The following is a 23,639-nucleotide window of genomic DNA, read 5'->3' as shown; positions in this document are numbered from 1 at the left end:
TTCAGCCGTCCTTCCGGAACATGCCGATCATCCGGCGGCTGACGCCGAACCCGCCGACGATGTTGACGCTCGCCACCGTCGCCGCGGCGAACGCCAGCACGGTGACCACCGGGTCGTCCACGCCCAGCTGCAGCAGCGCGCCGACGAGGATGATCCCGGAGACGGCGTTGGTCTGCGCCATCAGCGGCGTGTGCAGGGAGTGGCTGACGTTCGAGATGACGTAGAACCCGACGACCACGGCCAGCGCGAAGACCGTGAAGTGCCCCAGGAACGTGGGCGGCCCGAGCGTTAGGGCCAGCACGACCAGCACGGCGGCGAGGGCCGCGCCCACGGCGCGGCGCAGGGACCGCTGCCGGGCACGCGCCCCGGCATCCTCGGGCACGGGCGGCGGCGCCGCGGGGGCGGCCTGCGGCGGGGCCGGCGGCGGGGCCGCCGAGACCGCCACCGGCGGGGGCGGCCACAGCACCCGGCCGCCGTCCTCCGCGAGCGTCACCGTCATGCCCCGCTGCACCGGGTCGTCGAGGTCGAGCACGAGCCGGCCGTCTCTCGCCGGCGTCAGGAGCTCGAGCAGGTGCACGACGTTGGTCCCGTACAGCTGCGACGTGTGCGCGGGCATGCGGCTGGGCAGGTCGGTCCAGCCGAGCACCACGACGCCGCCCGCGGTGACCACGCGCTCGCCCGGCACCGTCACCTCCGCGTTGCCGCCGCCGGGCGCGCCGAGGTCCACGATCACCGAGCCCGGCCGCATCGCCGCGACCGTCGCCGCCGTGATCGTGCGCGGCGCGCGGCCGCGCACGAGGGCCGTGGTGATGACGACGTCCGCGCGGGCGCACTCGCGGGCGTACAGGCGCAGCGCCGCCTCCTCCTGCGCGGGCGTCAGCGGGCGGGCGTACCCGTCGGCGCTGACCTCCTGCTGGGCCTCGTCGGCGCGGACGAACGTGGCCCCGAGCGACTCGACCTGCTCGGCCGCCTCGGGCCGCACGTCGAAGGCCCGCACGGCCGCCCCGAGGCTGACGGCGGTGCCGATCGCGGCCAGCCCGGCGACGCCGCCGCCGATGACGAACACCGCGGCGGGCGGCGTCTTGCCCGCCGCGGTGACCTGCCCGGCGAACATGCCCTGGTACTCGGCGGCGGCCTCGATGACGGCGCGGTACCCGGCGACGTTGGACATCGTCGAGAGCGTGTCGATCGCCTGCGCCCGCGACAGCCGCGGGACGGCGTCCAGGGCCAGGGCGGTGACCCCGCGGGCCGCGAGCGCCGCGAGCCGCTCGGGGCTCGCGGCGGGGGCCAGCTGGGCGACGAGCACGGTACCGGGCCGCAGCAGCCCGAGCCGGGTCTCGTCCGGCGCGCGCACCGCGGTGACGACGTCGGCGCCCCAGACCTCCGCCGTCGTGCCGAGCGTCGCGCCGGCCTCGGCGTACGCGGCGTCGGGAAAGGTGGCATCCGCGCCGGCACCGGCCTCGACGACGACGTCGTAGCCCAGGCGCCGCAGCCGCGGGACGGTCGCGGGCGTGGCGGCCACCAGCCGCTCCCCCGCGTGGCTCTCCCGCGGTACGCCGATGCGCATGCGGACCTCCCCGGGCCGGACGAGCGCAACCTATCGGGATCCGAGGCTCCCGGCACGGGGTGCAGGTCCGCGACAAGCAGGAGAGGCCGCCGGCGGCGGCCTCTCCGCTGGCGACCGTGCAGGGCGGCGCGCCTGGACGTCCAGCCCCCTGCGCGGGAGGTCCGGGCGGCGCGCCCAGGCCGCGGGTCAGTGACAGGCGGGCTGCCGCGTGCCCGGGGCGACGGGTCGCCGATCAGGAGTCTGGCACAGGTTTTCACGGAGCACGCGCTGGATCTTCACTTCTGCCGCCGGCCGGCGGCCAGGTCGCCCAGCGCGTCGCCGGCCAGCCGGTAGGTGGTCCACTCGTCCTGGGGCCGCCCGCCGACCGCCTCGTAGAGGGCGATCGAGGGCGCGTTCCAGTCGAGCACCGTCCACTCGAGGCGCTCGTAGCCGCGCTCGACGCACAGGTGCGCGAGCTCGCGCAGCAGCGCGACGCCGTACCCGCGGCCGCGGTGCTCGGGGCGCACGAAGAAGTCCTCGAGCCAGATGCCGTGGGTGCCGGTCCACGTCGAGAAGGACAGGAACCACACGGCGATGCCGGCGACCTCGCCGTCCTGCTCGACGACGTGCGCGAACACCGCGGGCCGCGGCCCGAACAGGGCGCGAGTGAGGTCGTCGGTCGTCGTGGCGACGGCGTCGGGCTCGCGCTCGCACTCGGCCAGGCCGCGGATGCACTCGAGGATGCCGGGCTCGTCGCCCGGGGCGGCGGGGCGCAGCACGGCGCCGCCGGAGAGACTGGTCATGCCGCCGATGGTACGGAGGCCCGCCCCACCCCCGGTGCGTGCTCGCGCGCCCCGTGGCACGGTGTGGCCGTGCATCCCCACCTGCCGCGGCCCGGCCGGCGAACGCCCACCAGCACCTACCGCCTCCAGCTCGGGCCCGACCTGAGCTTCGACGGCGCGCGCGAGGCGCTGCCGTACCTCGACGCGCTCGGCGTGACCGACCTGTACCTGTCGCCGGTGCTGCAGGCGGCGCCGGGGTCCACGCACGGCTACGACGTCGTCGACCACACCCGGATCAGCGACGTCATGGGCGGGCGCGAGGGGCTCGAGCGGCTCGCCGCGGCGGCGCACGAGCGCGGCATGGGCGTGGTGGTCGACGTCGTGCCCAACCACATGGCGGTGCCGACGCCCGCGTGGCACAACCGCGCGCTGTGGTCCGTGCTGCGGCACGGCCCCGGGTCGCCGTACGCGGCGTGGTTCGACGTCGAGCTCGACGCCGGCGCGCCGCTGCTCATGCCGGTGCTCGGCGCGCGCATCGGCGACGTGCTGGCCTCGGGCGAGCTGACGGTCGAGCGGACGGTCGTGCCGGGGCACGAGGACGAGGGCGAGCAGCCCGTGCTGCGCTACTACGACCACGCCTTCCCCGTGCGCCCGGAGACCGAGCACCTGCCGCTGGCGGAGCTCGTGGGCCGGCAGCACTACCGGCTGGCGTACTGGCGGGTGGCCGACGAGGAGCTGAACTACCGCCGGTTCTTCGACGTCGGCACGCTGGCCGCGATCCGCGTCGAGGACCCGGAGGTCTTCGACGCCACGCACGCGCTGCTGCTGGAGCTGTACAGCGCCGGCGTGGTCGACGGGTTCCGCATCGACCACCCGGACGGTCTGGCCGACCCGCGCGGCTACCTGCGGCGACTGCACGAGGCGACCGACGGGGCGTGGATCGTGGCCGAGAAGATCCTCGAGGCGGACGAGGACCTGCCGCACGACTGGCCGGTGGCCGGCACGACCGGGTACGACGTCGCGTGGCGGCTGCACGCCCTGCAGGTGGACCCGGCCGGCGCCGCGGACCTGACCCGGGTGCAGACCGAGCTGACCGGGCGGACGACGACGCTGCCGGAGGTGGTCGAGGCCGCCAAGCGGCAGGTGGTGGCCACGTCGCTGTACGCGGAGGTGGACCGCGTCACGGCGCTGCTGGCCGAGATCTGCCGCGAGGACGTGCGGCTGCGCGACCACACCTTCCGCGCGCTGCGCGACTGCGTGGTCGAGCTGGTCGTGGCCCTGCCCCGCTACCGGGCCTACGTCGTGCCGGGCGAGCCGGTGCCGCCGGCGCAGGAGCAGGTGCTGTGGGAGGCGGCCAACGTCGCCCGCGAGCACCTGCTGCCCGACCGGCACGACACGCTCGAGCTGGTCGTCGACCTGCTGCTGGACCGGGAGGTGGGCACGGCCGGGCGCCGCGGCGAGGAGCGGCGGGCCGAGCTCGTGGTGCGCTTCCAGCAGGTGTGCGGCGCGGTGATGGCCAAGGGCGTGGAGGACACGGCGTTCTACCGCTGGACCCAGCTGACCAGCCTCACGGAGGTGGGCGGCGACCCCGCGCGCGTGGGGATCGACCCGGACGAGCTGCACGCGTTCGCCCGGCGCACCCAGGCGGTGTGGCCGGCGACGATGACGGCGGGCACGACGCACGACACCAAGCGCAGCGAGGACGTGCGGGCCCGCATCGGCGTGCTGAGCACCGTCGCCCAGGACTGGGAGGCGCTGGTGCACGCCCTGCGCGAGGCCACCGCCGACCTGCGCCCCGCCGACCTGGACGGCGCCGCCGAGAACCGGCTGTGGCAGACGCTGGCCGGCACCTGGACCGCGGCCGGTCCGATCGAGGCCGACCGGCTGACCGCCTACCTGCTCAAGGCGGCGCGCGAGCAGAAGTCGTGGACCACCTGGACGGCGCCGGACACCGCGCGCGAGGAGGCGATGACCGCCTACGCGACGGCGCTGCTGGAGCACCCCGCCGTCGTCGAGGCGTTCACCGCGTGGGTGGAGCGCACGACGCCGACGGCGCGCCGCAGCGTGCTGGCGACCAAGGCGCTGCAGCTGACCGTGCCAGGCGTGGCCGACGTGTACCAGGGCACCGAGGTCACCGGCACCTCGCTCGTGGACCCGGACAACCGCCGCCCGGTGGACTTCGCGCGGCTCGCCGCGCAGCTCGCCCGCCTCGACGGCGGGCACGCGCCGGCCGACCTCGCCGAGGAGAAGCTCGCGCTGACCGCCGCCGCGCTGCGCCTGCGCCGCCGGCGCCCCGGGGCGTTCGTCGGCCCGGACGCGACCTACGAGCCGCTGCCGACGACGTCGGGGCACGCCGTCGCGTTCGCCCGCGGCGACGCCGACGGCCCGCAGGCGGTCACCGTGGCGACGCGGCTGGGCACCGAGGCGCCCGCCGCGCGCGACCTGCCGGACGCGTCGGTGGTGCTGCCGCAGCTGCCGGGCGACGCGACGTGGCGCTCGGTGCTCACCGGCGCCGACCACCCCGGCGGCGCGGTGCGGCTGGGCGACCTGCTGGGGCCGTGGCCGGTGGCGCTGCTGGAGCGCGCGGCCGCGGACGACATCGAGGCCGGCATCGAGGGACAGACCGAGGAGGAGGGCCGATGAGCGCCACTGCGGAGACGCCGGCGACCGCCGGGACCCCGGCGCCGGTGCGGGTGTGGGCGCCGCGGGCGGAGACCGTGGACCTCGTCGAGACGACGCCGGCGGGCGCCCAGGAGGCGCGCACGCCGATGGTCGGCGAGGCCGGCGGCTGGTGGCGCTCGGCCGCGCCGCTGGCGCCCGGGACCGACTACCTGTTCTCGCTCGACGGCGGGCCCGGCCGGCCCGACCCGCGCAGCCCGTGGCAGCCCGCCGGCGTCCACGGCCCGTCCCGCACGTACGACGCCGCCGCGTTCGGCTGGGGCGACGGCGGGTGGGCCGGGCGCGACCTGCTCGGCGCGGTGGTCTACGAGCTGCACGTGGGCACGTTCACGCCGCAGGGCACGCTCGACGCCGCCGTCGGCCGCCTCGACCACCTCGTGCGGCTCGGCGTCGACGTCGTGGAGCTCATGCCGGTGGCCGCGTTCCCCGGCGAGCGCGGCTGGGGGTACGACGGCGTCGCGCTGTGGGCGGTGCACGAGCCGTACGGCGGGCCCGCGGCGCTGCAGCGGTTCGTTGACGCGGCGCACGCCCGCGGGCTGGCGGTGTGCCTCGACGTCGTCTACAACCACCTCGGCCCGTCCGGGAACTACCTCGGCGAGTTCGGGCCCTACTTCACCGACCGGCACCACACGCCCTGGGGCGCCGCGGTGAACCTCGACGGCGAGGACGCCGACGAGGTGCGGGCGTTCGTCGTCGAGAACGCGCTGCGCTGGCTGCGCGACTTCCACCTCGACGCCCTGCGGCTCGACGCGGTGCACGCGCTGGTCGACGACTCGCCGCGGCACCTGCTGGCCGAGCTGTCCGACGCCGTCGCGCAGCTCGCGGAGCAGGTGGGCCGGCCGTTGTCGCTGATCGCCGAGTCCGACCTCAACGACGCGGCGATGGTGACGCCCACCGGGCGCGACCTCGAGGGGCGGCCCGGGCGCGGGATGACGGCGCAGTGGGCCGACGACTTCCACCACGCGCTGCACGCGCTGCTGACCGGCGAGCGGCAGGGCTACTACGTCGACTTCGGCGCGCCGGAGACGCTGGCCAAGGCGCTGCGGCACGCGTTCGTGCACGACGGCGAGATGTCCACCTTCCGCGGCACCGAGTGGGGCGCGCCCGTGCCGGACGAGGTCGACGGGCGCCGGTTCGTCGTGTTCGACCAGGACCACGACCAGATCGGCAACCGCGCGCTGGGCGACCGGCCCTCGCGCGTGCTCGACCCCGCGCGGCTGGCCGTGTCCGCCGCGGTCGTGCTGCTCGGTCCCGGCACCCCGATGCTGTTCATGGGCGAGGAGTGGGGCGCCACCACCCCGTTCCAGTACTTCACCGACCACCAGGAGCCGGAGCTGGCGGAGGCGGTGCGCCAGGGCCGCGCCGAGGAGTTCGGCACGCACGGCTGGGCCGAGCTGTACGGGCACGACGTCGAGGTGCCCGACCCGCAGGCGCGCTCGACGTTCGAGGCGTCCCGGCTGGACTGGTCCGAGCCCGACGACGGGCCCGACGGCCCGCACGCCCGGCTGCTGCGCTGGTACACCGACCTGGTGCGGCTGCGCCACACGGAGCCCGAGATCGCCACGGGCGACCGCACCCGGACGCAGGTGCGCACCGGCGACGGCTGGCTCGCGATGACGCGCGGCGACCTCGAGGTCGTGGCCGTGTGGGCCGACGACGGCGCCCGCGTGCCGCACGTCGGCGCCGGCGAGGTCGTGCTCGCCTGGGACGCGGACGGGGTCGGGGTCGGGACCGACGACGGCAGCGACGGGGCGGTGACGCTGGCCGGGCCGGGCGTGGTGGTGCTGCGGGGCTGACGGGCCTCGCCGGGACCGGGGGTTCACGCCGCGGGTCGGGCGCGCGAGGATGGACGTGGCTTCCCTGCGGAGGTGGGCGCCATGGCAGCGAGCGGCTCTTCTCCTCGCACGGCTCCTCGCACGCCCGTCCGGCGCTGGACGGCCGTCGTCCTCGCCCTGCTGGTCGCGGGGTTCGTCGCGGCATGCAGCGGCGGCTCGGGCGAGCCGGCGGCGACCGCGGGCTCGGCGGCGACCGGGCAGACCGCCACCGGCTCGATGGGCTCGATGAGCGCACGGCAGCCGAGCACCCCCGGCCCTGGTGCCGAGCAGGGCACCGTCGTCATCAGCGGCTTCGCCTTCAGCGTGCCGGACAGCGTGCCCGCCGGCAGCACGGTGACGATCCGCAACGAGGACTCGGTGGAGCACACGGTCACGGCCGACGAGCAGGGCGGCTTCGACGTCACCGTGGACGCCGGCCAGACCGCGACGATGAAGGCGCCTGCGTCCGCCGGCGACTACCCCTTCCACTGCAGCATCCACCCCAGCATGACGGGGACGCTGGTGGTCAGGTAGCCGCGCTCCACCGGGCGGGGCTCAGCAGAGCGGCAGGCCTCAGCAGGGCGGGGCTCAGCCGGGCGGGCCTCAGCAGGCGGAGGTCGGCGGCGGGCTAGTACGGAGGTCCGCCGTCGTCCGGGTCGCCCGGCGGTGTGCCGCGCCCCTCGGGCTCGGTGTCGTCGACGCCGTCGGGCGGACGCCCCGGGAGGCGCGCCAGGTCTTGGGCGGTCGTGTGGACGGTGGCCGGCGGCGGCTCGGGGCGGGTGCTGGTGCGCCGGCCGGTGGGGCTGGTCCACTCCAGCGCGCCGGCGGTCGTCTGGCGCACCCGCCAGCGGGTCTGGTGCTTGAGCTGGTGATGGTGGCGGCAGAGCATCGCGAGGTTGCCGGCGGCCGTGGCCCCGCCGTGCGCCCACGCCAGGGTGTGGTCGGCCTCGGCGGCGTGGGCGGGACGGACGCAGCCGGGGAACCGGCAGGTGGCGTCGCGCAGCGCCACCCAGCGCTGCAGCCCCGCCGGCGGGGTGTAGGTGCGCCGACCCACCGACAACGGCACCCCGCTCTCGGGGTCGGTCAGCAGCCGGGTGAACGACGGCGCCAGACCGGCCAGCTCGCGGGCCGCGTCGGGGCCGATCGGCGTGACGCCGTCCAGCATCCCCGGCTCCTCGGACCGGCCCAGCAGCGTCAGCACCGGCACCGTGACGGTGACGTGGGGGCGGATGGCGCGGGCCAGCCGCGCCAGGGAGAACCGATGGTCCGGGAGACCGGGCGGCGGTCCGGGCGGCGGTCCGTGCGGCGGCCCGCCCTCGACCACGCGACGGAGCGGCGCGCCGCCGCTGCCGCGCTCGTCACTGCCGGGGCCCACGGTGCCGGCGCGGCCGACGGCGCCGCCGGGGTCCGCAGCGCCGGCGAGTTCTGCGGCGCCGCCGGGATCCGCGGTACCGCCGAGGTCCACAGCGCCGCCGAGGTCGAGGGCACCGTCGTCGAGCGCGAGGTCGATCAGGGCGTCGGCGCGCAGCTGGGCCAAGGTACGACCGTCTCCGCTCGTGCGGGCGGCCCGGCCGGTGCGGGTCAGCCGGTCGAACACCGCGTGCGCCGCCGGGGCCGGCAGACAGGCCGACAGGAACGCCATCCCGTCCGCGCCGGGGTCCAGGGCGACGTACCGCTTCGCCACGGCCTCCTCGTGCCGCACCGTCACGGGCGTGGGATGCACCCGCTCGCGCGCCCGCCGCGCCCTGCCCCGCAGCCGCCGGTCGCACACCGTGGCCGCCGCTCCGGCCAGCGCCCGGTCCACCTCTCCCGCGGCCACCGCGTCGAGGTCGCTCACCGCACGGGCCACCACGCGGGCATTTCCCCAGGGGACCGTGCCGGCCAGCGCCCCGGCCAGCGTGCGCGGCGCCTTGGTGACCAGGGTGCGGGCCCGGTCGGTCCAGTCGGCGACGGCGTCCTCGGACGCTCGGACCGCCACGGCGACGTCGGCCACGACCGCTCGATGGGCCAGCTCGCGCCGCCGGGACCCCGAGGCCACGGCCGCGTGCGGGTCCGAGCCGTCCACGAGCAGGTCAGGGGCCGCCATGGCCTGCCGGCGGGCGCGCTCCAGCAGCAGCGCCGACACGGCCTGGGCTCGGTTGACGAGCTCCTGCACCGCGACGAGCGCCTCGACCGTGGCCGCCAGCTCGCCGGCCGCGACGGCTCCGTGCACCTCGACCACGCTGCTCACCAGCGACGCCACGTCCGCCGGCTGGCCCGCCGCCGCCGGGGCGGGCGTCGCGTACGGGTTCGACAGGTCGCGCCCGAGCATCGCCGCCGCTGCCTCCGGCGCTCCTGCAGCGCCCAGCCGGGCGACCAGGGTGCCGTCGTCGGTCAGCGGCACCCACGCCAGGGCCGCGGCACGTGCCGCCACCGAGTCTCCTGCCGCCGCCGACCTCGTCGTCGTGACCGTCACGCCCCGCACCCCCTCACGCCTGTGCCGTGCCCGCCCGCTGCGGCTCCCTTCGAACACTAGTGCGAGCCACCGACACGCCTTCTGCCGCGCGCCGACGCACTGCTGCGCGCCCCTGACCGACGATGAGCCGTGGACTTCCACGCAATGCAGGCGTCAGCCCGCGCCGTGCGAGCGCAGCACGCGGCGATGGAGCTGGAGCGCTACGGGCGCAGCTGGACGCCCGAGGAGATCATGCTCGGCTTTCTCGGCGACGTCGGCGACCTGGCCAAGCTCGTGCAGGGCAAGGCCGGGGTCCGCCCGCGGGACGACCTCGACGCCGCGCTCGCCCACGAGCTGGCCGACTGCCTGTGGTCGGTGCTCACGCTCGCGGACGCCTACGGCGTCGATCTCGAGGCGGCGTTCGACGCCACCGTGCGCGACCTGGGTGACCACCTGCGGCCGGCGCCGGAGGACTGACGTCGCGGGCTCCTGCGCGGGGTCACGCGCCGAGGGCTGCGCCCGCCGCGACCGCGTAGCGCTCCACCACCACGTCGACCAGCTCCGCCGGAGCCGGCTCCCCCGCGACGAGCAGCGGCGGCGTCGTGACGTCGCCCCCGGCGGCCGCGGCGAGGTCGGCGAAGTAGCCGGGCGCGAGCAGGTAGCTCGCGACGACGACGCGCGCCCCGGCCGCGCGCGCCCCGACCGCGCCCACCCCGGCCGCGCGCGCCGCGTCCTGCGCGACGACGGCGCGCGCCTGCGTCACCGCGTCCGCCAGCCGGGGCTCGGCGGCGCTGAGGTACGCCAGCACGACGCCCTCGCGCGGCCGCCCGAGCCGCTCGGCGAGCCCCGCCGCCGTCGCCTCGCAGTCGACGAGCGCCCGTCGGTCGCTCGAGCCCGCCGCCCCCAGCACCACGAGGTCGTCGGGCTGCAGCCCCGCCTCCGCCAGGCGCCGCGCGAGCACCTCGACCAGGCGGTCGTCCGGCCCGAGCGCCCCGGCGAGCGTGACGTCGCCGCCCGCGGCCCGGGCGGCCGCGACGTCGTCGGCGAGGTCCACGTGCACGTGGTACCCGGCGGACAGCAGCAGCGGCACGAGCACCGCCGACGCCCCGGTGGGGCGGTCCACGCCGAGCGCGCCGAGGCACGTGGGCACGTCGGGCTGCTGGACGTCGACGAACCCGGCGGCCACCGCGGCCCGGCCGTCGAGGCGGTCGGCGACGGCCGCGACGAGCCCGGCGACGGCGTCGGCGCCCTCGGCGGACGCCGTGCCGTGCGAGACGGCGAGCAGGGCGGGAGCGGTCACGGCGCCTCCTCGGCGGGTGCGGGTGTCACGGCGGGGTTCACCGCGGGCTTCACGGCGCGAGCTCGATCCGGTAGCCGCGCTTGACCACCGTGCGCACGAGGTCCTTGCGCCCGACGGCGTCGCGCAGTCGCGCGATCGCGACCTCGACGGCGTGCGGGTCGCGGGACTCGCCGGGCAGGACGTCGAGCACCTTGTCGCGCGGCACCACGCCGCCCCCGGCGGCGGCGAGCAGGCGCAGCACCTCCACGCCCGTGGGCGACAGCGGCAGCACGTGCCCGTCGAGCACCGCGACCCGCGCCCGGACCACCAGCGTGCCGGCCACGGTGGCCAGGGCGACGGACTCCACCTGCTCGTAGTGACCCACCAGCGTGCGCACGAGCGCGCCCAGGCGCCCGCGCTCCGGCTGCAGCGACGGGATGCCGCGCCGCTCCAGCGGCTGCGCGGTCACCGCGCCGACGGCGGCGGCCACCATCTCGCCGCTCGCGAACCGCGCGACGACGGCGTCCCCGAGCCCCTCGGCCTCGACCGCCGCCAGCCACGCCTCCGCGCCCGGGGCGGACGTGAACACGACGGCGTCGATCTCCCCCGCCGCCGCGGCGCGCGCGGACGCGGCCACCGCGGCCGGGTCCGGCGTCGGGCCCCAGCGGTAGACGACGAGGTCGGTGACGGTGGCGCCGGCCTTCTCGAAGACCTGGTCCAGCCCGTCCGCGCCGGCGCCGTGCTGCTGGATCGCCACGTGCAGCCCGGCGACGCCCTCGCTGAGCAGCACCTCGGCCACCTCGGCCGACGTCTCCGACTCGGCCACCCAGTCGGCCTGCAGCCCGGCCGCCTGGATCGCGCCGCGGGCCTTGGGCCCGCGCGCCACGATGCGGGCGCCGCGCAGGGCCGCCACGAGGTCGTCGGCGAGGCCATGGGCGTCGGCGGCCTCGATCCACGCCCGGAACCCGACGCCCGTGGTGGCCACGAGCACGTCGGGCGGGGCGGCCACCAGCGCGCGCGTCGCCGCGAGCAGGGACTCGTCGTCGACGTGCGGGATCATGCTCAGCGCGGGCGCGTGCCGCACCGTGGCGCCGCGGCGCTCGAGCGCGGCGGCCAGCTCGTCCGAGCGACGGTCGGCGGTGACCAGCACGGTGCACCCGGCCATCACCTGTCCGAGCGCCGGCCGCGGCGGCTCAGCCATCAGCCACCCGGCCGGCCCCTCGGGCGTCGCGGTCCCCGTCACCGGCCACCTCCAGCAGTCCGTCCGCGGCCACGTCCCCCACCACGATCACGGCCGGCGCGCGGACGCCGGCCTCGGCGGCGACCTGCGCGACGCGGTCCAGCCGAGCGCGCGTGACGCGCTGGCGCGCGGTGGACCCCCGCTCCACGATCGCCACGGGGGTCGCCGGGTCCGCCCCGGCCGCGAGCGCCTGCTCGCTGATCGAGGGGAGGGCCGACACCCCCATGAGGATGACCAGGGTAGCGGCGCGGTCGACGACGCAGGCCAGGGAGGCCGCGTCGAGGCCCTGGTGGCCCGTGACGACGTGGAACGCCGTCACGGTGCCGCGGTGCGTCAGCGGCACGCCGGCCAGCGCCGGGACGGCCAGCGCGCTGCTGACGCCGGGCACGACCTCGACGGGCACGCCGGCCGCGGCGCAGGCGAGCAGCTCCTCCCCGCCGCGGCCGAACACGTAGGGGTCGCCGCCCTTGAGCCGCACCACGGTGCGCCCCCGCCTGGCGTGCTCGACCAGCAGCGCGTTGATCTCGTGCTGCGGCACCGGGTGGTGCCCCGGCGTCTTGCCCACGTCGATCACCTCGACCGACGCCGGCAGCTCGTCGAGCAGGCCGGTCGGCCCGAGCCGGTCGGTGACGACGACGTCGGCCTCCGCGAGCGCCCGGCGCCCGCGCACGGTGATGAGGTCCGGGGCGCCGGGTCCCCCGCCGACGAGCACGACCCGGCCGGCGCCGGCGCGGTGGCGGCGCAGGTCCGCTCCCCCGCCGTCGAGGAACCGTGCGACCGCGCCGCGCACGGCGGCTGCCCGGCGCGGGTCCGCCGCGCCGGCCGAGACCACGCCGACGACGACGTCGCCGTGCCGGCCGGCGGCCGCGGTCCGGGCGGTGCCGCGCGCGGCGTCGCCGGCGTGCACGCACCACGTGCGGCGCGCCTCCGCCCAGGTGGCGACGGCGGCGTCGGCGCGCGGGTCGCCCGTGGCGGTGTGCACGAGCCACGCCCCGTCGAGGTCCGCCTCGACGACCTCGCGCGCCACCCACCGCACCCGGCCGGCGCCGGCGAGCTCGCGCAGCTCCTCGCACGCGTCCGGGGCGACGACGGTGACGCGGGCGCCGTCGTCGGCCAGGGCGCCCGCGCGCCGGGCCGACACCGGGCCGCCGCCCACCACGAGGACGTCGCGGCCGGTCAGGTCGAGGCCGTAGAGGCTGGTCATCGCCGCTCCTGCGCGCCCGCCGCGCCCCCGGCCCCCGGCAGCCCGACGCTCACGACGCCGTCGGCCACCCGCACCGGGAACGTCGCCAGCCGCGGCGCGAGCCCGGGCCGCGGCGCGTAGCCGGCCGTGTCCAGGCAGGCGCCGGTGACCAGGGAGTACACCTGCTTGTACAGCGGCGCGGCGACCGTCGGCTCGCCGCCGCGCGTGCCGACGATGCCGCGGGACATCACGTTGGCGCCCGCGAACGGGTCGAGCTGCTGCACGGCCAGCACCCGGTCGTCGACCAGCCGGAACAGCGCCACCTGCACGGGCCCGGCGGGGCCGGCCAGCAGCGCGGCCGCACCGCGCTCGACGGCGAGGTCGTCGAACCGGCAGACCGTGGTCCACGCCGTGGTCGCGGCGGTCCCCACGTCGGTGATCGTGCTCATGCGCGCACCTCCAGCCGCGGCCCGGCCACCAGCACGGCGGCGCCGGACCTCTTCTCCTCGTCGGTCGCGGGGCGCAGCTGGCCCCGCTCGGGCACGTACGCCAGGTCGGGGTCCGGCGTCGTCGGCGCGTTGACGAACGACGAGAACCGGGCGAGCTTGACCGGGTCCTCCAGCACCGCCCTCCACTCGTCCTCGTACCCCTCGACGTGCCGCGCCATGGCGGCGTCCAGGTCCGCGCAGATGCCCAGGGAGTCCTCCAGCACGACGGCCCGCACGCCGTCGAGCCCGCCCTCCACCTCCTCGACCCACGGCGCGGTGCGCTGCAGCCGGTCGGCGGTGCGGACGTAGTACATCAGGAACCGGTCGACGACCCGCACGAGCGTCTCGTCGTCGAGGTCCTCCGCGAGCAGCTGCGCGTGCCGGGGCGTGAAGCCGCCGTTGCCGCCCACGTAGACGTTCCAGCCCCTCTCCGTGGCGATGATGCCCACGTCCTTGGCCCGCGCCTCCGCGCACTCGCGCGCGCAGCCCGAGACGCCGAGCTTGATCTTGTGCGGCGAGCGCAGGCCGCGGTAGCGCAGCTCCAGCGCGACCGCCATGCCCACGGCGTCCTGCACCCCGTAGCGGCACCACGTCGAGCCCACGCAGGACTTCACCGTGCGCAGGGACTTGCCGTACGCGTGCCCCGACTCGAACCCCGCGTCGACGAGCCGCCGCCAGATGTCCGGCAGCTGCTCCTGGCGGGCGCCGAACATGTCGATGCGCTGCCCGCCGGTGATCTTCGTGTACAGCCCGAAGTCCTTGGCCACCTGCCCGACGGCGATGAGCCCGTCGGGCGTCACCTCGCCGCCGGGCATGCGCGGCACCACCGAGTAGGTGCCGTCCTTCTGCATGTTGGCGAGCATGTGGTCGTTGGTGTCCTGGAGGGCGGCCTGCTCGCCGTCGAGCACGTGCCCGTTGCCCAGCGACGCGAGGATCGAGGCGACCACCGGCTTGCAGATGTCGCAGCCGCGGCCCGGGGCGCCGGGCGTCCCGTCGGCGGCGACGGGACGCCGCCCGAAGCGCTCGACGATCTCGGTGAACGTGTGCAGGTCGGCGACGCGCACGGCGTCGAAGAGCTGGGCACGGGTGAGCTCGAAGTGCTCGCACAGGGCGCTGCTCACCGCGACGCCGGCGCGCTCGAGCTCGGCGGTGGCGATCTTCTTCACCAGCGGCAGGCACGAGCCGCACGTGGTGCCGGCCCGGGTGCACGCCTTGACCCCGGCGAGATCGGTGCAGCCGTGCTCGCTGACGGCGGCACGCACCGCGCCGGCCGAGACGTTGTTGCACGAGCAGACGGCGGCGTCGTCGGGCAGCTCGAGGCTCGGCGCGCCTCCCCCGCCCTCCGGCAGCAGGAACGCGCTCGGGTCGCCGCCGGGCAGCTGGGCGCCCAGCATCGGCCGCAGCGTGGCGTACGGCGTCGCGTCGCCCACGAACACGCCGCCGAGCAGCGTGCGCGCGTCGTCGGACAGCACCAGCTTCTTGTAGACGCCCGCCACCGGGTCGGCCCAGACGACCTCGACGGCGCCGGGCGTGCCCGCGTGCGCGTCGCCGAAGCTCGCGACGTCGACGCCGGACAGCTTGAGCCTCGTGGCCGTGTCCGCGCCGGGGAAGGTGGCCTCGCCGCCGAGCAGCCGGTCGGCGACCACCTCGGCCATCGCGTTGCCGGGCGCGACCAGGCCGGTGCAGCGCCCCTCGATGCAGGCGACCTCGCCCACCGCCCACACGTGCGGGTCGCCGGTGCGGCACGCGAGGTCGACGACGACGCCGCCGCGCTCGCCCGTCTCCAGCCCCGCGGCGCGGGCCAGCTCGTCGCGCGGCTGCACGCCGGTGGCCACCACGACGACGTCGACGTCGAGCCGGCCGCCGTCGGCGAACTCGAGGCGCCCGACGTGGCCCGTGCGGCGGTGCGGCTTCATGGCGCTCGTCACGGTCTGGGTGCGCACGCCGATGCCCCGGGCGTTGATGAGCCGCCGGAGCGCCTCGCCGGCCCCGTGGTCGAGCTGGGCGTTCATCAGGTGCGTGCCGGACTGGAGCACGGTGGCGTGCGCGCCCAGCGTGGTGAGCGCCCCGGCGGCCTCCAGGCCCAGCAGACCGCCGCCGACGACCGCCCCGCGCACCGGCCGGCCGGCCGGGAAGGACGCCCGCTTCGCCTCCACCCACCCGCGCAGCGCGGCGACGTCGTCGAGCGTGCGGTAGACGAACACGCCCGGCAGGTCGTTGCCCGGGACGGGCGGCATCGCCGCACGCGACCCGGTGGCGAGCACGAGCTCGTCGTAGGGGTGCACCCGCCCGAGCCGGTCGGTCACCGTGCGCGCCGCCCGGTCGATCGCCGTGACCGCGCAGTCGCGGTGCAGCGTGACGAGCGGGTCGTCCCACAGGGCCGGGTCGCCCAGCGCGAGCTCCTCGGGGTCGCGGACCTCGAAGTAGCGCGTGAGGCCGACCCGGTCGTAGGGGGTGCGCGGCTCCTCGGCGAAGACGCTGACGCGCCAGGCGCCGGCGTCGTCGCGGGCGCGCAGGGCCTCGACGAGGCGCTGCGCGACCATGCCGCCGCCGACCACCACGAGGTGGCGAGGTGCCGAGGTCCCCTGCGTCGCGGACGCTGCCGCCGACAGTTCTGCCGTCATGCCTCGACCGTAGGGAGCCGGGATTTCCGGGCGGTGCGCGCGGGGTTACCCGTCCGCAACGACGTCCTCACCGCGTCGCGCGGCGGGCTGAGAGACGCGCCGACGGCCGCTGGGGCCGGGCGCGCGGGGACCGGGCGCGCGGGGACCGGGCGCGCGGGAGCCAGGCACGCGCGCGGGGCCGCTGCCGGTCGGCAGCGGCCCCGCGTGCGGCACCGGAGCGGGTCAGCGCCCCTCGGCGGTGGCCAGCTCGGGCTCGGGCAGGCGCGGCAGCGGCGTCCGCCTCGGCGCGGTGCGGCCGTGCGTGACGTACATCGCGAGGCCGACGAAGGTGATGCCGCCGACGAGGTTGCCGAGCACCGTGGGGATCTCGTTCCACACGAGGTAGTCGCCGATGGTGAACTGGCCGCCCATCATGAGCCCCGACGGGAACAGGAACATGTTGACGATCGAGTGCTCGAAGCCCATGTAGAAGAAGAGCATGATCGGCATCCACATGCCGACCACCTTGCCGATGACGCTCTCGGACATCATCGCGGCCACCACGCCGGTCGAGACCATCCAGTTGCACAGCACGCCGCGCACGAACAGCGTCAGCATGCCGGCGGCGCCGTGGTCGGCGTACCCGACGGTGCGCCCCTCGCCGATGTGCCCGATCGCCTGGCCGACGGCGTCCGGCTCCGTGGAGAAGCCGTAGGTGAAGTAGATCGTCATGAGCACGGCGGTGACGAACGCGCCGGCGAAGTTGCCCACGAACACCAGGCCCCAGTTGCGCAGCACGCCGGGGAACGTCACGCCGGGCCTCTTGTCGAGCCACGCCAGCGGCGAGAGCGTGAACACCCCGGTGAGCAGGTCGTAGCCCATGAGGTAGAGCAGGCAGAAGCCCACCGGGAACAGGATCGCGCCGGCGAGCGGGTTGTCGGTGCGCGTGGAGACGGTGACGGCGAACGCCGCGGCGAGCGCCAGCACGGCACCGCCCATGAACGAGCGGACGAGCGTGTCGCGGGTGGACGTCAGCACCTTGGACTCGCCCGCGTCGATCATCCGGGTGACGAGGTCCGTCGGCTTCACATAGGGCATGGCTCCTCCTGGCGGAGTCGGGTCGGCGGGCGGCGCCGCCGACGGCGCCCCGTGGGCCCGAGCCTCTCGCCGCGGGGTTTCGACCCGCGCTCGTCGCCGTTACGGTCGCGGCGCGACTTCCTCTCACGCTCGCGGGGCCGCGTGAGAGGACGGTCAGGCCGGCCGCGGGCCGCCGTCGCCGTCGCCGGCTCCGACGCCGGCTCCGACGCCGAGAGGTTCGAGGCGCACCCGAGCGACCCGGACGACGTCGACCGCGTCCACGACGACGCCGTCGGCCAGGCCACGGACCGCGGGATCGACCCACACCCCGGCGGCGTCGCTCCAGGGCAGCAGCTCGAGGCGGAGGGCGCCGGCCGCGACCTCGTCGCGCCAGGGGGTGAGGTCGACGTCCCACGGGCGGCCGTGCCAGAAGTGGTCGCTGACCAAGCGTTCCCCGACGTACGCGCGTCCCGCGTCGCCACGCCAGGTGATCCGCAGGAGCACGCGGTCGACGTCGTCGAGCGCCTCGCGGGGGACCTCCAGCCGGAGGTGGGCGGCACCGGACCAGTCCGTCGGCGCGCGCAGGCGGTCCATCGGCCCGCCGCGGACCGGCTGCGGGGCGGTCGCGTCGAGGCGGCGGGGGCCGGCAAGGACCGGTCGGCGCCCGGCCGTCGGGACGTCCAGCGACCACGTCCGCCACGGGCCGGCGTCCTGCCCCGCGCCGACGTGCCCCTCGGAGGCGCGCACCCCGTCCGGCGCCGGGAGGAACGACACCGTCGCCCGGCCGGAGTCCGGGTGCAGGACCAGCGCTCCGTCCTCGACGTACAGCGGGGCGTCGGAGAGCACGAGGCGCTCGCGTCCGGCGACCTCCAGCCGGTAGAGGCGGTCGGCCGACGCATCGTCGAGGACCAGCAGCCGCACCCCCGGCAGCTCCACGACGCACGTCGGTCCAGGCGGCGTACGGAGCTCGACGACCGTGGCGCCGTCGCGGTGCACGGCCCGTCCCGCGCCGCCGACCGGGACGTCCCCGGCCACCACGAGCTCGACCGGGACACCTGCGGTCGCCGCCAGCACGACGACCTCGCCGCCGTCCACCACGAGCCGCGTGACGACCTGGGCGGTGGCGCTGCGCAGCTCGAGGACCGGGGTCAGGGCGTACCGCAGCGGCCACGCCAGCGAGACACCCGCCGGGAGGTCGACCGGCACGGTCGGGACGGTGACCTCAGCGCCGTCGTCGAAGGCGACGGTCACCTGCAGGTCGGCCTGCGCGGCCAGGGGCTGCCGCTCCGGCTGGTACGTGGTGAGGAACAGGTAGCCACGACGCCCGTCGCTGCGCACCGCCCACCGCAGCTCGTCGGTCCGTGCGCTCCCGCCGCCCACGGTGGTGGTCATGGTCGCGAGCCGCTCGCCCTCGGCCTGCAGCCACAGGTGCTGGCGCCTCAGCGCATGGTGGTGGCGGCGGACCTGTCCGTGCTCGCCGACGGGGGCCCAGAAGTCGTAGGTGAGCTCCGGGACGTCGTTGGGGTAGCCGGTGGCCTGCGACTCCTGCTCACCGCCGACCTGCCCGGGCACGGCGCTGGTCCGCTGGGTCCCGCCGGCGTACATGTAGTAGCCCTGCCAGACCGAGCCGCTGCCGACCTTGGCCAGGGCGAGCGCGGCGACATCGTCGGCGCTCACCAGGGGCCGCCGGTGGTAGGCGACGTGCATCCCGCCGCCCAGCTCGCAGGTGGCGAACGGCAGCGCGTCGTCGTCCTTGAGCGGGACGGACGCCGGGTCGAGGACGATCCCGTCGAGCGCCTCGCGCAGGTCCGCGCCGACGGACAGGTCGTCGCGCACCGGGCTGTACCGGAAGTGGCAGGCGGCGAACTCCGGCCACTCCGTGCGCGAGTCCTCCCAGAAGCCGTCGACGTAGGCGCTGTAGACGGGCAGCAGCGTGTGCGGGACCTGCGCGCCTCCCCAGCCGGTGGCCGTCCACAGCGGGACGCGCAGCCCGAGGTCCTCGGCGATCCGCCGCAGCGTGGCGAGGTGCGCCGGCTGGTCGTACAGCTCGTTGTCCACCTGCACGGCGACGACCGGCCCTCCCTCGGCGTGGGTGAGCCCGGCCAGCTGGGCGATCGACTGGGCGTAGAAGGCGCGCACGAGGTCGAGGTAGGCGGGGTCGTCGGTGCGGTTGCGCAGGTCACGCTCGACGAGCCAGTCCGGGAAGCCGCCGAGACGCGCCTCGCCGTGCGCCCACGGGCCGAGCCGGACGACGACGTCCAGCCCGTGCGACGCGGCGAGCTCGACGAAGGCGCGCAGGTCCAGGCCGCCGTCCCAGCGGAAGTCACCTGGCCGGGGCTCGTGCGCCCGCCAGAAGACGTAGGTGGACACCGAGTCCAGGCCGCCGGCCCGGGCGTGACCCAGCACCTCCGACCAGCGCTCGCGCGGGACCCGCGAGTAGTGGATCTCGCCGGTGACCGGGAACCAGGGGCGCCCGCCACGCTCGATCCACCGGCTCGTGACCTCGATCCGGTCGGGGCTGCCGGCGGGCTCGCCGAGCGGAAGGTGGTCGCGGCGGGGCTCGGGCGGCGTGGTCACCCGAACCTGGTGACCGGCCCGTCGTCGAGCCGGGCGCGCGCTAGCCGATGCCCTAGCCGATGCCACAGCCGATGCCATAACCGATGCCATGGCCGATGCCATGGAACGCGAACCGGAACGTCAGCTCCCGGCCGGTGGGCAGGAGGAACTCCGGGTGGGTGCGAGCCCCCCAGGAGTCGTCGCCGCCCACGCCTCGGCGCTGCAGGGCCGGACGCAGGACCGTCCGGTGGACCGGGGGCAGCTCGTTCGGGTGGGCCGCGTTCTCGATCTCGAAGGGCGTCCACGGCAGGGCCGACAGCTCCATGCCGCCGGTCGGGCCGGGGTCACCGAGGTGCTCCAGCCGGATGCCGACGCCGTCGTCGTCGGTCACCTCCGCCCACCGCACGCCCGTGCGGCTGCCCGCCTCCTGCGGACGCAGGTAGCGGGTGAGCGCCGTGCGGACGTCGAAGGTGTGGATGTCGAGGCGGGCACCTGCACGCCGGTCGACGTAGCACTCCTCGGGGCCCTCGCCGTACAGCCGCACCCGGTGCAGGTCGGGGTCCGTGGTGAGCAGCATGCCCATCTCGGGCATGTCCCCGAGCCCCTCGCCGGGGCGCACGACCTGGGTCACCTCGACGCGGCCCGTGCCGTCGACGCGGTACGTCACGGCGCAGGTGCTCACGGGGGCCGTGGGCAGCACGTACCGGAAGGTGAGCGCCACCGCGTCGTCGTGCCGGACGACCTCGGGCTGCGGCGCCTCGCGGTCCAGGGTCGGGTACCGGCTGGCCAGCAGCCACGGGCCGTCCTCCGACGGGCCGCCGTAGCCGCGCTCGTTCGAGGTGGGCGCGTGCCAGAAGCACGGCTGCGGGACGGAGCGCAGGAGCTCGCGCCCCTCGCCCGTCGCGGTGCCCGGCCCGGTGCGGTACGACAGGAGTCCGCCGTGCAGCCGCGAGAAGAGCGCGCTGAAGCCCTCTCCGTGGACGCCGACGTTGTGGATGCCGTCGACGACGGTCGGCGCCGGCGCGACGCGAGCCGCGGCGCGCGCGGGCTCGGCCACCCGGACCACTGCCTGCTCGTGCGCGACCTCGTGGCCTGCGTCGGCCCACCGGGTGGCGGCCCGCAGGCGGAACGACACGTCGACCGTGTACTCCCCCGGGTGCCCCGGCACCTTCACGGGCAGCGCGTACACGCCCTCGTCACCGGGCGCCACGTCCGTGTCGAGCGTCTGCTCGTCGAGCACCTGCCCCTCCCGCGCGAGCGTCACGACGCAGGCGTGGGCGGAGGACCGCGTGAACAGGTGGCGGTTGTGCACCACGACGCCGGCGTCCGCGCCGCCGACGCGCAGCTCCACCCGGTACGGCTGGTAGAGGTACCGGACCTCCTGGACGGCCGGCTTCGGCGTGCGGTCGGCGAAGAGGATGCCGTTGCCGGAGAAGTCCGCGTCGTGCGGCACGTCGCCGAAGTCCCCGCCGTAGCCGTCGAACGTGCGGCCGTACCGGTCGGTCACCGGCAGGGCCTGGTCGGCGAAGTCCCAGATGAACCCGCCCTGGAACAGCCGGTCGCGGTACGCGAGGTCGAGGTACTTGCCCACGGCGCCGAACGAGCTGCCCATGGAGTGGGCGTACTCGCAGAGGATCACGGGCTTGTCGCGGTGCTCGACGAGGAACGCCGCGACGTCCGCCGCCGGGGTGTACATCGTGCTGACCACGTCAGTCGTCTCCGGGTACCGCGGGTCCCAGTGCACGCCCTCGTAGTGCACCGGGCGGTCGTCGACGGAGCGGAACCAGTCCGCGACCGCCCGGATGCCCGTGCCGCCGTAGGACTCGTTGCCGCAGGACCACATCACCACCGACGGGTGGTTCTTGTCCCGCTCGAGCATGTTGGCGGCGCGGTCGAGCAGCGCCGGCAGCCACTCGGGCCGGTCACCCGGCAGCGCCTCCTCCACGGGCAGCTCCTGGCGCAGCAGCCGGTCCCACATGGCGTGCGACTCGAGGTTCATCTCGTCGACGACGTACAGCCCGTACTCGTCGCACAGGTCGTAGAAGAAGCCGTTGTTCGGGTAGTGGCTGGTGCGGACCGCGTTGATGCCGATCTGCTTCATGAGGCGCAGGTCGGCCTCGGTCTCCTCGCGCGTCATCACCCGGCCCCGGCGCCCGAACTCGTGGCGGTTGACGCCGGTGAAGACCACCCGGCGGCCGTTGACCGCCAGGACGCCGTCCTCGATGCCGAAGCGTCGCACGCCCACGCGCAGCGGCACGTGCTCCGTGACTGCGCCCGCCGCGTCCCGCACCTCGAGGTGCAGGTCGTACAGGTGCGGGTCCTCGCTGCTCCACAGGTGCGGGTCGGCCACCTCGACGACGAGCTCGCCGTCGGGTCCGGGCCCGAGCGGCCCGACGCCGTCGAGCACCGCGGTGACGGAGCCCTCCCCCTGGAGCCTCACCCGCACGCGCACGACCGCCTGGTCGAGCCCGGGCGCCACGTCCGTGACGACGCGGACGTCCTCGGCGTGCACCGCCGGGCGGTGCCGGAGCACCACGTCCCGGAACAGACCGGAGAAGCGGAAGAAGTCCTGGTCCTCGATCCACGATCCGGACGTCCACGTGACGACCTGCGCGGCGAGGGTGTTCTCCCCCTCGACGAGGGCGTCCGTGACGTCGAACTCCGACGGCGTGAAGGTGTCCGCGCCGTAGCCGACGTACCGGCCGTTCACCCACACCGCCACGGCGCTCTCGGCGCCGTGGAAGGTGATGCTCACGCGCTCGCCCTCGGCGGGCCGGCGGTCCAGCGTGAACGTGCGCACGTAGCTGCCGACGGGGTTGCTGCGCCGGGGAGCCTGCCCGGGCTCGAGCGCCTCGCTCCCGTCCCAGGGGTACTGCACGTTGACGTACTGGGGCCGGTGGTAGCCCTGCAGCTGCAGGTGGCCCGGGACCGTCACCTCGTCCCAGCCGCTGCGGTCGAGGTCCGGCTGCTCGAAGCCCGGCAGGACGCCCGCCGGGTTCGCGGCGTAGTGCAGGCGCCACGTCCCGTTGAGGCTCTGCTCGAACGAGCTGGTCCCCGTGGCGGCCTCCTGCGCGGAGGCGAACCACCGGTGGTCGGAGTGCGGGGCCGTCCGGTGCTCGGCGACGAAGCGAGGGTCGGACGTGCGGGCGAGGCTGAAGGTCACTTGATGGCTCCGGTGATGCCCTGGGCGAAGCTCTTCTGCAGGGCGAGGAAGACGAGCATGGCGGGCAGGGACGCGATCAGCACGGCGAGCATGAGCATCCCGTAGTCGGTGACGTACCCGGCCTGGATGTTGGTCAGCAGCATCGGCAGGGTCTGCACGTCGTTGTTGACGAGGATGACCTTGGGCCACAGGAAGTTGTTCCACGCCGCCATGAACGTGATGACGGCGGCGGCCGCGAACGTGGGGCGCATCGTCGGCACGTAGATCCGCAGGAAGATCTGCAGCTCCTTCAGGCCGTCGATGCGCGCCGCCTCGATGATCTCGTGGGGGAACGACCGCGAGGCCTGCCGGAACAGCATGACGAGGAACGGGGTCGAGATCGCGGGGAGCACCACGGCGATCCAGCTGTTCACGAGCCCGAGGTCGCCGAACATGCGGAACAGCGGGATCATCGTCGCCGCGAACGGGATCATGATCCCCAGCAGGAGGAAGCCCATGAACCGGTCCTTGGCCTTCGTGTGGAACACCTCGAAGCCGTAGCCCGCGACCGACGTCACCGCGAGGGCGAGGATCGTCGTGCCCACCGCGATGAGCGCGGAGTACCACAGCGCCACGCCGAGGGGCTGCGCCCCGACGAGGGTCCGGAAGTTCTCCAGCAGGTGGGTGCCCGGCAGCAGCTTCGACGCCAGGACCTCGTTGCTCGAGTTCGTGGCCGAGACCACCATGAAGTACAGCGGGAACACCGACGCCACCGCCGCGAGGGTGAGGAAGACGTAGCCCGCCACGCTCTGCATC

The 23,639-nt window shown here is 76.0% G+C and carries 16 protein-coding genes; 4 read left to right on the top strand and 12 right to left on the bottom strand.

Annotation, left to right across the window (positions count from 1 at the left end; all coding sequences use genetic code 11):
• Nucleotide 1 precedes the first annotated feature (1 nt).
• Together GSF02_RS07230 and GSF02_RS07225 are read right to left on the bottom strand one after the other, a co-directional pair.
• The gene (locus tag GSF02_RS07230; protein WP_159794242.1) at nt 2-1,567 is read right to left on the bottom strand and encodes a Re/Si-specific NAD(P)(+) transhydrogenase subunit alpha; all 1,566 of its coding nucleotides are present in this window, start codon (nt 1,565-1,567) and stop codon (nt 2-4) included.
• A 275-nt stretch (nt 1,568-1,842) separates the two neighbouring features.
• Nucleotides 1,843-2,349 (bottom strand): GNAT family N-acetyltransferase, encoded by a 507-nt coding sequence (locus GSF02_RS07225; protein WP_201308831.1) that lies wholly within the window; start codon nt 2,347-2,349, stop codon nt 1,843-1,845.
• Nucleotides 2,350-2,418: 69 nt separating this feature from the next.
• Here GSF02_RS07225 and treY point away from each other — a divergent pair, with 69 nt between their 5' ends.
• The 3 genes from treY (at nt 2,419) to GSF02_RS07210 (ending at nt 7,355) form a co-directional block, all read left to right on the top strand.
• Nucleotides 2,419-4,971: a malto-oligosyltrehalose synthase gene (gene treY / locus GSF02_RS07220; protein ID WP_159794240.1), complete on the top strand. Its 2,553-nt coding sequence runs from the start codon at nt 2,419-2,421 to the stop codon at nt 4,969-4,971.
• Nucleotides 4,968-6,803: a malto-oligosyltrehalose trehalohydrolase gene (gene treZ, locus GSF02_RS07215; RefSeq protein WP_159794238.1), complete on the top strand. Its 1,836-nt coding sequence runs from the start codon at nt 4,968-4,970 to the stop codon at nt 6,801-6,803. Before treY ends, treZ begins: the two co-directional genes overlap by 4 nt.
• 81 nt (nt 6,804-6,884) lie before the next feature.
• Nucleotides 6,885-7,355: a cupredoxin domain-containing protein gene (locus tag GSF02_RS07210; protein WP_159794236.1), complete on the top strand. Its 471-nt coding sequence runs from the start codon at nt 6,885-6,887 to the stop codon at nt 7,353-7,355.
• 94 nt (nt 7,356-7,449) lie between these two features.
• On the opposite strand, the gene GSF02_RS07205 is transcribed toward GSF02_RS07210, so the two are convergent.
• Nucleotides 7,450-9,234: an HNH endonuclease signature motif containing protein gene (locus tag GSF02_RS07205; protein WP_159794234.1), complete on the bottom strand. Its 1,785-nt coding sequence runs from the start codon at nt 9,232-9,234 to the stop codon at nt 7,450-7,452.
• Nucleotides 9,235-9,405: 171 nt separating this feature from the next.
• On the opposite strand from GSF02_RS07205, the gene GSF02_RS07200 reads away from it, so the two are divergent.
• The gene (locus GSF02_RS07200) at nt 9,406-9,732 is read left to right on the top strand and encodes a MazG nucleotide pyrophosphohydrolase domain-containing protein (protein ID WP_235915428.1); all 327 of its coding nucleotides are present in this window, start codon (nt 9,406-9,408) and stop codon (nt 9,730-9,732) included.
• Between the two features lie 22 nt (nt 9,733-9,754).
• Here the strand turns inward: GSF02_RS07200 and GSF02_RS07195 are convergent, their stop codons facing one another.
• The 9 genes from GSF02_RS07195 to GSF02_RS07155 form a co-directional block, all read right to left on the bottom strand.
• The gene (locus GSF02_RS07195) at nt 9,755-10,555 is read right to left on the bottom strand and encodes a sirohydrochlorin chelatase (RefSeq protein ID WP_159794232.1); all 801 of its coding nucleotides are present in this window, start codon (nt 10,553-10,555) and stop codon (nt 9,755-9,757) included.
• A gap of 49 nt (nt 10,556-10,604) precedes the next feature.
• Nucleotides 10,605-11,735, bottom strand: a complete 1,131-nt coding sequence (locus tag GSF02_RS07190; protein ID WP_159794230.1) for a uroporphyrinogen-III synthase — start codon at nt 11,733-11,735, stop codon at nt 10,605-10,607.
• Nucleotides 11,728-12,978, bottom strand: a complete 1,251-nt coding sequence (cobA, locus tag GSF02_RS07185; RefSeq protein WP_159794228.1) for a uroporphyrinogen-III C-methyltransferase — start codon at nt 12,976-12,978, stop codon at nt 11,728-11,730. Before cobA ends, GSF02_RS07190 begins: the two co-directional genes overlap by 8 nt.
• Nucleotides 12,975-13,406, bottom strand: a complete 432-nt coding sequence (gene nirD / locus GSF02_RS07180) for a nitrite reductase small subunit NirD (RefSeq protein ID WP_159794226.1) — start codon at nt 13,404-13,406, stop codon at nt 12,975-12,977. The genes cobA and nirD overlap by 4 nt, the downstream gene beginning before the upstream one ends.
• The gene (gene nirB / locus GSF02_RS07175; RefSeq protein WP_159794224.1) at nt 13,403-16,069 is read right to left on the bottom strand and encodes a nitrite reductase large subunit NirB; all 2,667 of its coding nucleotides are present in this window, start codon (nt 16,067-16,069) and stop codon (nt 13,403-13,405) included. Before nirB ends, nirD begins: the two co-directional genes overlap by 4 nt.
• 222 nt (nt 16,070-16,291) lie before the next feature.
• Nucleotides 16,292-17,146: a formate/nitrite transporter family protein gene (locus GSF02_RS07170; RefSeq protein WP_159794222.1), complete on the bottom strand. Its 855-nt coding sequence runs from the start codon at nt 17,144-17,146 to the stop codon at nt 16,292-16,294.
• Between the two features lie 153 nt (nt 17,147-17,299).
• Nucleotides 17,300-19,702, bottom strand: a complete 2,403-nt coding sequence (locus GSF02_RS07165) for a beta-galactosidase (RefSeq protein WP_159794220.1) — start codon at nt 19,700-19,702, stop codon at nt 17,300-17,302.
• Nucleotides 19,703-19,754: 52 nt separating this feature from the next.
• Nucleotides 19,755-22,844, bottom strand: coding sequence for a glycoside hydrolase family 2 TIM barrel-domain containing protein (locus GSF02_RS07160; protein WP_159794218.1), 3,090 nt, complete (start codon nt 22,842-22,844; stop codon nt 19,755-19,757).
• Complete coding sequence (locus GSF02_RS07155; RefSeq protein WP_201308830.1) at nt 22,841-23,638, bottom strand: carbohydrate ABC transporter permease; 798 nt, start codon at nt 23,636-23,638, stop codon at nt 22,841-22,843. The genes GSF02_RS07160 and GSF02_RS07155 overlap by 4 nt, the downstream gene beginning before the upstream one ends.
• Nucleotide 23,639: the final 1 nt, after the last annotated feature.

The sequence above is a fragment of the Puerhibacterium puerhi genome (genome assembly GCF_009846865.1).
Taxonomy (GTDB): domain Bacteria; phylum Actinomycetota; class Actinomycetes; order Actinomycetales; family Cellulomonadaceae; genus Puerhibacterium; species Puerhibacterium puerhi.
The sequence above is the reverse complement of the archived record's forward strand: the minus strand, read 5'-3'. Positions and strand labels throughout refer to the sequence as shown.

Bases quoted from the DNA above. Each gene is read 5' to 3' on its own strand.
- GSF02_RS07230 (WP_159794242.1), bottom strand. From the start codon at position 1,567: ATGCGCATCGGCGTACCGCGGGAGAGCCACGCGGGGGAGCGGCTGGTG.
- GSF02_RS07225 (WP_201308831.1), bottom strand. From the start codon at position 2,349: ATGACCAGTCTCTCCGGCGGCGCCGTGCTGCGCCCCGCCGCCCCGGGC.
- treZ (WP_159794238.1), top strand. From the start codon at position 4,968: ATGAGCGCCACTGCGGAGACGCCGGCGACCGCCGGGACCCCGGCGCCG.
- GSF02_RS07210 (WP_159794236.1), top strand. From the start codon at position 6,885: ATGGCAGCGAGCGGCTCTTCTCCTCGCACGGCTCCTCGCACGCCCGTC.
- GSF02_RS07190 (WP_159794230.1), bottom strand. From the start codon at position 11,735: ATGGCTGAGCCGCCGCGGCCGGCGCTCGGACAGGTGATGGCCGGGTGC.
- cobA (WP_159794228.1), bottom strand. From the start codon at position 12,978: ATGACCAGCCTCTACGGCCTCGACCTGACCGGCCGCGACGTCCTCGTG.
- nirD (WP_159794226.1), bottom strand. From the start codon at position 13,406: ATGAGCACGATCACCGACGTGGGGACCGCCGCGACCACGGCGTGGACC.
- nirB (WP_159794224.1), bottom strand. From the start codon at position 16,069: ATGACGGCAGAACTGTCGGCGGCAGCGTCCGCGACGCAGGGGACCTCG.
- GSF02_RS07170 (WP_159794222.1), bottom strand. From the start codon at position 17,146: ATGCCCTATGTGAAGCCGACGGACCTCGTCACCCGGATGATCGACGCG.
- GSF02_RS07155 (WP_201308830.1), bottom strand. From the start codon at position 23,638: ATGCAGAGCGTGGCGGGCTACGTCTTCCTCACCCTCGCGGCGGTGGCG.